Here is a 12,998-nt window from a genome sequence, read left to right as displayed (position 1 = left end):
CTACTAAAAGATGTACTTCGCGTTAACCGTAAAGTAACGACCTGGTTCCGTTGAGTAGCGTTTGCTCTCATCTGCTATGCCAGCAACGTCTTGGTAGCGAATGTATTCTTTGTCGAACAGGTTGATGATGGTCGCACTCAAACGAAAATCTTTGGTGATTTGGTAACTTGCCCCCAAGTCGAGCGTGTTCCATGAATCTGTTTGTGCGCACTCGGTCTTTTGTCCAAGTGACGTTTGGCAACTCGGCACACGATCCATCGAACCAGCCCAGTTCCACGTCGCGAACGCATTAAAGTCTTGCTGCTGATAGTTCAGCCCAACATTGCCCTCGAAAGGTGTGATGCTACGAACGTACTCGCCTTCGGCGTCCTTTCCGTCCACATAACCAAGCTTGGTACTTAGCTTCCAAGACGAAGTGAAAGCGTACGCGGCAGAAAGCTCGGCGCCGTAGGTTTCAACGCCGTGTAAGTTTTGGTATTGCTTGATGTAGTTACCAAAGTTATCTTGCCCTGTGGTAACAACATCGATGAAGTTTTGGAACTTGTTGTAAAACGCAGAAACGTAAAGTTGCGCGCGACCATTATCGAATTTGTTACCGATTTCAAACGAGTCCGAAGTTTCAGCCTCTAGGTCCATGTTCGGTGCAATGACAAACGGCGTTAGCGGCACAAAGTCATGGCTTACGAAGCCATACGCTTTATCGTATTCCGGAGCACGGTAACCGTGGTTGTACGATACATAAGCGATGTTATTGGCAAACACTTCACGAGAGATCGATAGGCTTGGAGATACCTCTGAGCTATCCATGTCTTTTAATGGGAAGCCGCCCACTTCACCCTCACCGTCCGGTGTTAGACGATGCGCATCAAAGCGCAGGCCGCCTGTAATGGTCCATTTATCCAGCTCCACCATGTCTCGAACGTACAGACCAATGTTATAAGCGCGAGCAGGAGCGAAAGGTTGTTTGGTCGAAGGCGTTACCCCGTTCCAATCAATCTTGGAATCGCTATCTGTGCGTTCATAATAGTCAGTAGAAAGCTCGATACCGTAAGCCAATTGGTGCTCAGCATTTGCAGCATAAATCGTATTGGTGAAATCACCACGGAAGCCAATTGTTTCGTCAATGAAGGTTTTGTGTTCTAGCTCGCGACGTCTAACAGTCAAACCATTGTGGTCAACTTGTCTCATTAAACGATTCGTGTCTTCCACCACTTCGGTGTGGCGCCAGTAGACCTTTGTATCTAACTCTTCGAACCAAGTTGGATTAATCGGTGTAACCTCTGCACCAATGTAAGCGCTGTACTCTTTTGTCGATTCATCTTCTGCGAAGTCTTCGATATGCCATTTGCCATCCTTCTGTATAGATGGCGAACCTTCCAGGCGTTGTTGGTCTTGCCGATAAAGTTCGGCACGTGCTTTGACCATCACTTCATCATTGAGGAAATGATTGATGGCGTATGACGCGCTGTAACCATCCAAATCGCGGTTGTACAAATCTTGGCTGAAGTTACGCGTCTCTTCACCTTGCCAATACGCCGCGTTGACTAAGCTTTCCGTGTCGCCAGAACGAAATGCCAGATTGCTCGCGCCTTTGTATTTATTGCTGATCCCCGTGTACGTGCCCGTGGCATCAACATAAAAGTCACGATCTTTTAAAAACTCGCCCGGCTGTTTGGATTTTAGAATCACAGCGCCACCGATAGCACCAGAACCTAAAACTGAGGAGCTCGCCCCTTTCACTACTTCTAATGATTCCAAATTAGAAAGATCAAACGTATCGCGGCCCACTTTGTCATTGCTGTCATTCGCACCAAAACCGTCTGCTGAGCGAATGCCGTCACGAATGATCATAATGCGGTTACCCGTCATGCCTCGAATCGTGATGTTTTGTGGACGCCCAGCGCCACCCGACACACTCACCCCAGGTTCGTGACGCAGCGCATCATAAAGCTCTGTTTCGCCCTTTTGTTCAATCTCTTCGCTAGTGACAACTGCGACGCTGCCTGCTAGTTCAGACATTGGTTGTTCAATCCGATTCGCCGTCACCACGACCTCTTCCATAGAGAAAACGTCAGATTTGGCGTGCACTTGGCTGGCAGCTAGTACCGAAAGTACTGCCGCTGACACTGGGGTAAGCTTCATTTACTGCTCCGCTTTAGATGTTTTAATTAGTGATAAAAGAAAGGCGTATTCTTTTGCTTGTTGTTCTTGCGCTTGTCGTGGGTCCATTTGGTGGCCCGAATTAAAATCGGTCTGCAACAAGTACGGCCCGTCGCGCTCACTTAGCGCGGAAACCTTGGCGAGATACTTGGCACCTTCCCAGTAAGGCACGCGCTGATCGATCAAACCGACTTGAACCAGCATGGGTGGGTAAGCGTCTTTATGAATGTTGAGAATTGGATCGTACGCTTTCATTAGCGCCAGTTGCTCAGATTTGGTTGGGTTACCCCATTCGCCATACTGCTGTGTGGTCAGCGGAAGTGAGGTATCCGACATGCTTGCTACCACATCAACAAAAGGTACTTTAAGCACGACACCTGAAAACAATTTAGGGTCTTGATTAACCGCTCCTGCGACCAACGTGCCACCAGCACTTGAGCCGATGGCAAAAACCTCTCTATTGCCACGTTCGAATGTTTGCAACGCCTTAGCCGCCGCGACAAAATCACCAATAGAATTGGCTTTTCGCACACCACGGCCTTGTTCGTGCCACTCATCGCCAAAATACCCACCGCCGCGAACATGGGCGATAGCGTAAATCACGCCTTGGTCGAGCAAGCTTATGACTTGAGGCATAAAGTACGGTTTCATCGTAAAACCATATGCGCCATAACCGTAAATCATCACGGGTGATTTCGCGTGTAATTTGTCTTTGCGATACGCCAAAGAGACCGGGACAGAAACACCATCGTGCTTGATAAAAATGCGTTGGGAGACATAACGTTGACTATCAAAATCTTGGTAAGCATCTTGAGAATACAAGGTTTTAGTCAGCGTTTTTACATCGAACTCTTCCCACTGAGGAGGCGTAGTCATCGACATGCTTCGTATACGAATCTTGTTTGATTCAAAATCGCCCAACGTGCTCAACCAAGCGACATTGCCATCCTGTTCCAATGGCAGTATCACTTTTTCCTGACCTTGGTATGAATACACCGTCAATGTCGCCACGTTGTTCGGCTTACTGAGTGCCACAACTCCTGCATCATAAAGGTAGAACTGGTCAAGCGGTTCACGAGGGGTAGTAAAGCGTTGCCATGTTGCGCTAAGAGGTGCTAGATCGGTTTGATAAAGTGCAAATGTACCTTCAAGGTTGCTGTTGATGTAAACGCGCCCTTTCGCCACATCCGCGTAATATTCCACGCCCGCTTCCGGCACTCTCAGTGAATCGCTTACGGTGCCCGTTTCTAGATCAACGAGCTTCTGCTCTGTGGTTGACTCGTTGTTGCTTTGCAGCACCACGTAACGGCTATCTGCCGCACGGTAGAAAGAAAGTAACCAATCTGATTTGTATTCGTGCCATACAACTGTTTTAGCCAAAGATTCAGTGGAGATGCGTAGGATCTGATGAGGTCGCTGTGTACGCATTTCCTTCGAAACGAGGTAAGCCATCTTACCATCAGGTGAAAGCAATACACCGCTATCGACGTGCGTTGCCAGCTCCGTAGATTGGCCAGAGAGTAAATCAACAACCACGGCGCGATATTGCTCGCTTCCATCAATATCTTCAGTGAAAAGCAAAGTGTCTCCGCTTACTTGCCACTGCCCTACTTGATAATACGGATATGCAGATTGACGTTCAGAGAAATCAAATACTGTGTTCTCTTGTGCATACTGGTTCGAACGTGATAGCAACACATAACCACTGTCACGACGCGTTAACGTCCATTCGCGTCCATTTACGATCGACCATGGTTTATCACCTTTATCTGCCACCATGGCTTCCCACTGCGCGAGCAGATCTTGCGTCAACGTCTGATATTTTTTTTGATGCTGTTCAGTCTTACGGTTCTGCTCTGTTAGGTAGGTAAGAACTCGCTCATCTTTACGAGCGTCATCTCGCAACCAATTAAAGTCATTAACGGCAAAGCAAGAACTAGAGGTAATTATGAGCCCTAAAAAAACATGAGTAAATTTCATATAGAGAGCGAATTCATTTATAGGATTAATACAATGGCGCGTATTTTGCCCTTAAATAAAAATGAGATCAATTATCATTTTCATAATCATGTGAAATTTTTATCTAGTATGTGAGGAAAAACGTTTGCTTGGACCGAGGTGATAAAACTTAATATCTCTCTAAATTAGCGATCTATGCTGTTTATATAAAACCAGATAAATATAAAAGCCTAGCAAACACGTTAGTATAGAAAGACATCATTTCGCCTGGAGATAAGCATAAAAAAACCCGAGTGCGAACACTCGGGTTTTGAAAAACTAAAATCAGTTGAAAACTGGTGCGACTTTTACTCTTCAGAGTTTGGTGCCGCTGGCTTTTTCTTCGGGATGAACACATCATCACCCACTGATACGTTTTTGTAGAAACTCTTGTCACGTTTAACAGGTTTCTTAGCCGACTTCTTCGCTTGAGGGCGTGATTTCTTCGCTGTCGCTTTCTTGTTACGGAAATCTGGCTTAGGTGGCTTCAGGCCTTTGAACTTACCTTTCAGATCTTCGAATACTGAAAACTCAAGATCTTGTTGTAGGTAAGCTTCTACACGTTTAAAGCTATCCCAGTCTTTTGGACCAACAAGAGAAATCGCATCACCCTTGTTACCAGCACGGCCCGTACGGCCAACACGGTGTACATATTCTTCAGTATGCTTTGGCATATCGAAGTTAATGACGTGTGTCACTGTCGCAATATCCAAGCCACGAGAAGCAACATCTGTTGTCACTAGGATCTTGAATACCGCTCGCTCAAACTGGCTCATGATCGTATTGCGTTGAGCCTGGTTCAAGTTACCACTCAGTGCAACGGCCTTCAGTTTCTTCTCGTTTAGCTTCGCTGTTAGGCGCTCAGTATCATCGCGCGTCGCCGTAAAGATGATAACTTGGCGATATTCTGCTTCTGAAAGTACGCGATCTAGAATCGCCTCTTTATGATCAAGATGATCACACAAGTAGAATTTTTGCGTGATATCTTTGTGTTCTTCGTTAGAAACACCGATAGCAATACGTTTCGGAGCATTAAGCATTTCAGCCGCAATGTCATTTACGTCGGCGTGATCCAACGTCGCAGAGAACATTAATGTTTGACGGCGACGATGCTTAGCTGCCTTATGGATACGACGAAGCTCTGGTGCAAAGCCCAAATCCAACATACGGTCTGCTTCATCAAGGATCAGAGTTTCCAAACCTTCAAGGTAAAGCGAGCGGTGCTCTAAGTGGTCAGCCAGACGTCCTGGTGTCGCCACGATGAATTTCGGGTAACGGCGCAGTGCTTTCACTTGATCATTAAAGTTCTCACCACCCAAAATCAATGCAGCTTCATAAGATAGGCCAGCAAGCATAGAGCGAAGCTCACCATACACTTGTTTCGCTAGCTCACGAGTGGGAGCAAGAATAACTGCGCGAGGGTCTTTGGCAGAAAACGATTTTGTCTTTAAAGACTTGTGAAGCATTGGTAATACAAACGCCAAAGTCTTGCCCGAACCCGTTTTCGAAGATGCCAATAAATCCTTGCCTGCAATCGCAACAGGAATAGCCTGCTTTTGAATGTCAGTTGGTTTTTTAAAATCGTAGTGTTTTAGGTTCTTCAACAATCGGTTGTCTAGGCCTAGATCTTTAAATTGCAAAGTATTCTCCAATAAATCAGTCAGCGTCTGAGCGCTCTGTAATGTCGTTTCCGCTCTAACGCAGCAAAAAAATAAAGCTCGGTATAATACCGCAAATCATAGGAGTATAGATAGAGATCACACAAACTAATTCCCACGGATGAAAACAAAACATCCTTTGCGGCTCAATTAAGAACAAACCCTCGCTTTATTGGTCAGCTGCTTGGCTTAAGATTTAGAGAAAAGCGAGCTCAAGGTGCGCCTCTCGTTCTCCAATAAAACTGCGTAAATAGCAGTTATTTGCGCCGAGAAACTTTCATTTGTGTCAATATCGTCTAAATTATTGATATCAGGAACGTGGCAAAAACACCTGCTATGAGAACTGTTGTGGGAATAAGGGAGATGATAATTCACTCACCTTTGTTAAGCTCAGGTAAAAGTTGACGTCAGGTACTCCATGAAATTCTTGGGTTTTTTTGACTTTTGCTACATCATGTACTGATAAAATGTATCCACATTTAACCTCGCTACTGTATAAAATAATAGTTGGTAGCGAGACTTTCACTATAAGCAAGGAGTTCTTATATGAACAAAACGTTGATCGCAGCTGCAGCAACTTCAGTACTTCTACTAGCAGGTTGTGCTTCTTCTGATGACGCAGCAACAGCAAATGCAGCAAAACTAGACGAACTAAGCAACCAAGTTAGCCAACTAAGCCAAGACGTACAAGCTCTTCAATCTGACGTTCAAAAATCAGGTGCAGCAGCAATGGCTGCTCAAGAAGAAGCTGAGCGTGCTAACGAGCGTATCGATAACATCGCTCAGTCTTACACTAAGTAAGACAAAAAGAAAAAAACATCATTAACTATCAGTTAGTTAGTGGCCATTAAAAACAAAAATGGCGATAAAATGGCGACATGTACTATGCCGCCATTTTGTTTTATTGTTGCTGTCACTTATGTGACCATGCTATGTGAACTTAAACAAAAACAACCTGAATCATTTTGTTAATTTAGTTCGGCCGAAATCAAGGGTTGAAACTCATTACTGCATGCTTTCTTTTATCAGCTAGGAGCAAGCGATGTGAAGCACTAAATGATGAGTCACGCTAAAACCGTTGACTAGTAGTCGAATATATCCAATAGATCTAAATCGAATTCAACACCACGTAAGTCATGTTCATTACACAAGTTCTTTAGCTTGTCATCGCAATACAACAACTCACATCCTTCCATCAATGACTTGAAAACGTACTTATCGGAAACGCTAGACTCAACGAACTTGAGCGACACCAAGCCAACCGGATGCTCATCAATGTATTCGTGTTTCGTATGTTCCTTGTCTTCTTCGCCAAAACTCATGACATTGAAAACCTGAAACTTCTCGCCATCAATCACGATAGGTAAAAACTCACCATCTGATTCAATGTATGGCTTTAACACTTCGACCGCTCGAGGCGTTAGCACCAAGCTCGCACCCCAAACGGATATGTCCGGGATTTTTACCGACGTCTTGTAGTGAGCGGTAAACTCCACACTCTCTTCTACCCAAACATCAGCCAGCCCTTGTGCTTTTACTGGCTCATTGAAAAGCCTATCCAACAGGGCATCATCGCCCGCATCAATGGCCCTTTGAAACGGATCATGCTCAAGAACTTTAAAGTAACGATTGAGGTTTCTTACCTGATATATACTCATTAAGCTGGCTTCCAAGATGGATCTTTCTTCATAAGAATTTGGGGAGGATGAGAGCCATCCTTTAACTGAGATTTGATAGTCACAAGTCTCGCTCTAAATGCACTTTCATTGTTGCGAATAACCGCTAACCTGCCAACCCACCTCTGATAGTTATCGCCATGTATGCGCGAGTGCGTCGGCGCTTTTGGCGTAGTGTAATGCCCTTTGTAGGCGGTAGAACGAGGAAGCCAAATTCCATTAATTGAATCATTAATGCCTATTCCGTACATGAACATTTGCAACCGAGCGTTAGTCATGGCCCTAACACGGCCATTCCCCATGATGATATGTTACTCTACATGGTTCGGCTACGGATCTGCAACAGCATACAAGTTGCTTACCAAGCGAATAGTAGGATAATTCTTTTCCTGTATCAGTTCGTAACGAGACTTGTCTTTGCTATCGTCTTAATACGCTTCCAAATCTGCAAACAACTGACTCAAGTGGTGTTTTCTATGGGTATATTATCAACACTACGGTGGTATGAGGCTTGGATATCCCGCTTGAGGGAGCAAATGAAATGGAAAAGCATTACTTCAAAGAGTATCGTTAAACTTACTTAGGGAATCCTCCGAAGTCGAAGGTAAGCTAATCACTGATAGACTTTTGGTCAGATATTGCACTTGATTTTAATTTTTATGTCTCGTGTTTAAGGGGATATTGGTTTACGGACATGCTGGAGTCGCTCACACCTTAAAGCTGCAGGAGTTATGCAGATAAAAGAAATTTATGTAGACTTCTAAGTTTATAAAAAGATACTTAAAATGTATAAAAAACTAATCATTCTTAGCTCACCTGTTCTTTTGGCAGCGTGCGCTGCTCCGAAATATACAGCAGAAGCAATCTCTGAACAATTCCAAAGCACAGAAATTACTATTATAAAAGACGACGCAACACGAGACATTTTCTTAGATTCAATGCAAGAATGGTGTTTGGATACAGCTCATAAATGCACTGTTGTGAGCACTGGAACTCCTCCTAAAAGCTCTGAACTGACACTTATTTATGTATCTCGCTGGAGCTGGGACTTTAGAACGTTTATTGCAGATACCCGAGTTAATGCATATAAAAATAACGATAAAGTTGGTCAAATCGAGTTCAAAGCACCAAACAGTGCCAATACCAACAAATTGGAAACGACAATAAACGAATAATCACTATGATGGATTTGTTATTTGGGAAACAAACGGTCAGTGAAGCTCAGTTCAAAATTAAATCAGGCGAAATGTAGCTTTACAACAAACTAGTCGAGCGTCGTATACACTAGAGCACGCGTTGATTTCTCATTGGTATGCATGTGTAAGGATAGAATATTAGACCTTCAAGCAAGGGACACTAGATGGGTTGTGCGGAGTCTATAGCATTAGAAATTCAGTCCCAATCATTAACAAGTTAAGTATGGAAAACTCTCAAGTATTGTATGATGACATTATTTCCTATTTAGATAGCACTAAAAATTTATCTAGAATGACCCACTGAAGGATTGAATATCAATGTCATGGGGGAGGTGATGAGTAATGTCAAATCTCTAAATATAGAACGTGAAATGCCTTTCAAAGGATGGGGAGAAGTAAGTCTCGATGAGTTTGGGTCATCAATGCAAAGTTTCTTATCCGTCCCTAAAAATACTATATTAGTAGCTTTAAATGGCGTATATAATTACAGAGGTATCAGGCAAGAGAATTACCTTCTTGACTCTGGTGAAATCAGGTATATAAACCGTATTAATTGCACCACACATGCCCCTACGACAAGAAGACACCCAATATTACCGACGCACTCGTATTTCTTATCTTAGCAATAATTATGTGTGAGCAGTGTCGTCAATCAATTGTTAAAGTAGAAAATGAAAAATCGGCTTCTCAGTCCTGTTTTAATCTTAGTAAGTATTTATTCCGCAGGAAGCGCGGCAAACGAAGGTCTAAATATTCAATTTTTTGACGCAGATGAACAAGGTTGTGCTAGTGTAGCTTGTAAAAATATTATTGAGCCTGAAAGTCTTAACCAAGCGAACGACTTCCCTGAAGAAAAGGAAATGAAACTTTAGACGAAATAGGCAATGCTTTGTTTACGCTCGGTCAAATGGGCTTAGCTGAAAACTTACAAGAAGGACCAATAGCACAGACAGGTCGAGATTAAACAAACCTTGGACCCATTTGACGATTCTTGAAGTGATATATGCGCCTGTACCCTCTTACTGTGATTTTGTATACTCCTATAAAACTACCTGAGGTCACGATCACTTCGGCATATCTGGTTAACACTAAACTCATCGCCGTAGCCAGCACCAAACCACAGCCTTTTAATGAAGCACTCGCTGCTCAGCTCCACGGCTTTAGTCCACTCTTTTGAATCAGTGGTGTAAGCTTGAGAGTGAATCAAAGACAATTGCTTTACATTTACATGCTTTGTGCCACCGACACGTTCTGCCATACTGGTGCACTAAATGACTAAGCAGTGGCAAATTTCTTCTTATCCTACTAATTTACCAGTCTCGGCCTGGTAATCGCTCATTTTGTGCAAGAACTTTAACGTCGATCCGCTCAAAGGTCTTGGTAAACCTTGCTGACAGCCAGCATCTTTCGCATTCTAAAAGGCTTACTTTACACGCTTGCGAAACATCGCTTCAGTTTCCCAGAGAACTGAATAATATTCGCGTCTCACTCCATCAAGTTTAACACTTTTTCGCTACAGGTCATGGGGTCGACTTGCTTGACGGGAAACTACAGCAAATCACGAATTTTGGTCATACCCCAAAAATGTATCATTACTCCAAAAGTAAGACCCTTTGAGTATTTCTGATGTCGTGCTGCCGTCTTGCTACCAACGCGCTGAGAGCTCTCCCAACTCTAGAGGATGATCACTTCGCTCAGCTATTCGTAATTCCCCGAGCAGCTGACTCAACTCACTGACGATGTTTTTCTGAACCGTATCATTGACCGTGAAGCGAACCGATTCCACCTCTAATACATGGTTGTGCAGCTCGGTCGACGGTGAGACATACTAAAGGGATTGTTTTTAAGGTATTGAAATTAGTTATTAAGTGTTAATTTTACTGGATTGTAGAGTGCTCTACGCATTACACTAAGTAAGATTTGATACCGCGTCTTAACGCCTGTTAAGGCGCGGTTATTTCGACAGGAACCCCATTCTGTGCGGCAATCGCTGCTTTAGCCTTCACATTTTTCAGTCCGAACTCATCCAGCCACCACTTTAACTCTTTTGGTACCTGTAGGTGATCTTTCTCACCATTGCTGCGAGTCAATGGCTCATGTGCCTCTAAAAATACACTTCTGTCCGGCTCTAGTGATACTTTCACTGGTTGGTTAATGATATTCACTTCTTCACCGTTACGAACTTTTTCAAACAACCATTCAATGTCGCTTGGGTCCATACGAATGCAACCTGCACTCACGCGCATGCCGATGCCGAAATCTTTGTTGGTACCGTGAATAAGGTACTCGCCATTTCCGTAGGCTAAACGCAATGCAAACATCCCAAGTGGGTTGTCTGGACCGGCAGGTACAACGGTTGGCAAGTCAATGCCCTTCGCTTTGTACTCGGCACGAATCGAGGCTGGCGGCGTCCACGTAGGGTTTGGACGCTTTTGGCTAATACGCGTTGTCATCACCGGGGTGTCTCGCCCAATTCGCCCGATTCCCACGGGGAATACATGCACAATATCTTCCCCTTTCGGGAAATAGTATAAGCGCAATTCCGCTAAATTGATGACAATGCCTTTGTGGGGTACATCTGGGAGGATCAGTTGTGTTGGAATAGTAAGAACGTGTCCCTCTTCTGGCAAGAAGGGATCCACGCCTTTATTTGCCGCCATTAAACCTAGCATCCCGACATCGTAGTGCTTGGCAATATTTGCCATGGTTTCGCCTTCTTGCACGACGTGGTTTTCAAGGCGACCAATTAAACGACTGCCATCCTCTGGTAGCTCGTACATTTTAGCGAATGACAAACCACTCGCTAAAGATAACGATACAGATAACAGCGTACGTTTTGCGAAACTCATTGATCGCTTTTTGCTAAGCATTTCACTTTATTCCTTGGCACTTTTAAAGAGCCGTAAGGTTATCTCTCTTTCTGTCTTGTGATCAACCATCGGCTTGTGATATTCCAGTAAAGAAAATCCCTCCCAAGTCCAAGGTTTATGGATGTATTTGTTTGGCACACTTTTGAGTTCAGGCACCCAGTGGCGCACGAATTGGCCATCAGAATCAAACTTCTCACCTTGGCTTATCGGGTTGAAAATACGGAAGTACGGCTGCCCATCACAACCCGTCGATGCAGACCACTGCCAACCACCATTGTTTGCTGCGAAATCGCCGTCCACCAGCTTACTCATGAAGTACGCTTCGCCCCAACGCCAGTCAATGTGTAAATCCTTGGTGAGAAAGCTCGCGACAACCATGCGAAGCCTGTTATGCATCCAGCCTGTTTGGTTGAGCTGACGCATTGCTGCATCGACGATCGGATACCCTGTCGCTCCAGTCTTCCATCGCTCAAAAGCCTGCTCATCATAAGACCACTGAATTTTATCCTCCCAGTCGATAAAGCCTTTGCCTTTAACGAGCTTTGGTTCGAAAACCAACAGATGCTGATAAAACTCACGCCAAATGATCTCACTCAACCAAGTTGCTTTTCCTTCTGTTAGGTCATTTTGTTGGTTTTCAGCATACAAGCGAGCAATACATTGCCTTGGTGACAATGCACCAATCGCAAGATAGGGAGACAATTGACTGGTGCCATCAATAGCCGGAAAGTCTCGATCTTCCTTGTAAGCATCACTGCGCTCACGAGCAAATTCCCTAAGCTGCTTTAAAACATCATTCGTCGAAGCAAACCAATCCTCGCTGGACTCTCGAGGATAGCTAAACGTGAAGTCTGAACTAAATCGAATTGGCTCTAATTGTTCCAATAGTTTGCTGCTTAGCGGCACTTGTTCGTGAGGCTTTGTTACCGTTGGCATTTGAAACTGCGTCAACCAAGCACGTTTGAATGGTGTAAATACCTTAAAATACTCACCTTGCTTATTGGGAACCGTCGTTGGTGGGTGCACACATTTGTCGTGGAACAGTTCAAAGTCGATATCATGGGAAGCTAGCGCCCCACTCACTTGTGCATCGAGCTCTCGTTCATTCACTTCATAGTGAATATTCGCCATAACAGACGTTGCTTCAAGTGTTTTCGCCCATCCACTAATCACTTCGGTACAATCAGAAAACGACGGCACCTCTTCATATAAAAAAGGAACATTCAGGCTTTCCAACTCGTCGTTGAGATACTCTAAACGACGAGCAATGAGATCCGCCTGCATCGGTGCCATGTGGTGTTCTCGCCACTGCTCTGGCGTCGCGATGAAACAAGCGACAACAGGCTGACCTGAATCTAACGCCGCCTTAAATGCGGTGTGGTCTAACGTTCGTAAATCACGTCGAAACCATACTAAGATCATGGTGTCTCCTTCGTTTCG

General features: G+C 44.3%; 10 protein-coding genes and 1 pseudogene. 3 read left to right on the top strand and 8 right to left on the bottom strand.

What is annotated here, in order from left to right; genetic code table 11:
- Positions 1 to 3: 3 nt before the first annotated feature.
- The 3 genes from NL645_RS00245 to NL645_RS00235 all read right to left on the bottom strand — a co-directional run bounded on the left by NL645_RS00245 (position 4) and on the right by NL645_RS00235 (position 5,810).
- Positions 4 to 2,142: a TonB-dependent hemoglobin/transferrin/lactoferrin family receptor gene (locus tag NL645_RS00245; RefSeq protein ID WP_253650933.1), complete on the bottom strand. Its 2,139-nt coding sequence runs from the start codon at positions 2,140 to 2,142 to the stop codon at positions 4 to 6.
- Positions 2,143 to 4,140, bottom strand: coding sequence for a prolyl oligopeptidase family serine peptidase (locus NL645_RS00240; protein WP_253650932.1), 1,998 nt, complete (start codon positions 4,138 to 4,140; stop codon positions 2,143 to 2,145). It lies immediately after the preceding gene.
- A gap of 326 nt (positions 4,141 to 4,466) precedes the next feature.
- Complete coding sequence (locus NL645_RS00235) at positions 4,467 to 5,810, bottom strand: DEAD/DEAH box helicase (RefSeq protein WP_104972894.1); 1,344 nt, start codon at positions 5,808 to 5,810, stop codon at positions 4,467 to 4,469.
- Positions 5,811 to 6,362: 552 nt separating this feature from the next.
- Here NL645_RS00235 and NL645_RS00230 point away from each other — a divergent pair.
- Positions 6,363 to 6,617, top strand: a complete 255-nt coding sequence (locus tag NL645_RS00230) for an Lpp/OprI family alanine-zipper lipoprotein (protein ID WP_005375145.1) — start codon at positions 6,363 to 6,365, stop codon at positions 6,615 to 6,617.
- Between the two features lie 281 nt (positions 6,618 to 6,898).
- Here the strand turns inward: NL645_RS00230 and NL645_RS00225 are convergent, their stop codons facing one another.
- Positions 6,899 to 7,474, bottom strand: a complete 576-nt coding sequence (locus tag NL645_RS00225; RefSeq protein WP_193279572.1) for a hypothetical protein — start codon at positions 7,472 to 7,474, stop codon at positions 6,899 to 6,901.
- The gene (locus tag NL645_RS23165; protein WP_309474387.1) at positions 7,474 to 7,794 is read right to left on the bottom strand and encodes an AHH domain-containing protein; all 321 of its coding nucleotides are present in this window, start codon (positions 7,792 to 7,794) and stop codon (positions 7,474 to 7,476) included. Before NL645_RS23165 ends, NL645_RS00225 begins: the two co-directional genes overlap by 1 nt.
- A gap of 483 nt (positions 7,795 to 8,277) precedes the next feature.
- On the opposite strand from NL645_RS23165, the pseudogene NL645_RS00220 reads away from it, so the two are divergent.
- Together NL645_RS00220 and NL645_RS00215 are read left to right on the top strand one after the other, a co-directional pair.
- Positions 8,278 to 8,744: pseudogene (locus tag NL645_RS00220) on the top strand (Sbal_3080 family lipoprotein).
- A 615-nt stretch (positions 8,745 to 9,359) separates the two neighbouring features.
- Positions 9,360 to 9,560, top strand: a complete 201-nt coding sequence (locus tag NL645_RS00215) for a hypothetical protein (protein ID WP_253650931.1) — start codon at positions 9,360 to 9,362, stop codon at positions 9,558 to 9,560.
- 176 nt (positions 9,561 to 9,736) lie between these two features.
- Here NL645_RS00215 and NL645_RS00210 read toward each other — a convergent pair whose 3' ends face one another.
- The 3 genes from NL645_RS00210 to phrB form a co-directional block, all read right to left on the bottom strand.
- On the bottom strand, positions 9,737 to 9,946 hold the full coding sequence (locus NL645_RS00210; protein ID WP_253650930.1) for a hypothetical protein: 210 nt from the start codon (positions 9,944 to 9,946) through the stop codon (positions 9,737 to 9,739).
- A 685-nt stretch (positions 9,947 to 10,631) separates the two neighbouring features.
- Entirely contained in the window at positions 10,632 to 11,558 is a 927-nt protein-coding gene (locus tag NL645_RS00205; RefSeq protein WP_005394922.1) for a L,D-transpeptidase family protein, read from the bottom strand.
- Positions 11,559 to 11,564: 6 nt separating this feature from the next.
- A complete protein-coding gene (phrB, locus tag NL645_RS00200; RefSeq protein ID WP_253650929.1) occupies positions 11,565 to 12,980 on the bottom strand; it encodes a deoxyribodipyrimidine photo-lyase in 1,416 nt (471 codons plus the stop codon).
- Positions 12,981 to 12,998: the final 18 nt, after the last annotated feature.

This window comes from Vibrio sp. Y51_MX_L26, assembly GCF_024181935.1.
Taxonomy (GTDB): domain Bacteria; phylum Pseudomonadota; class Gammaproteobacteria; order Enterobacterales; family Vibrionaceae; genus Vibrio; species Vibrio diabolicus.
The sequence above is the reverse complement of the archived record's forward strand: the minus strand, read 5'-3'. Positions and strand labels throughout refer to the sequence as shown.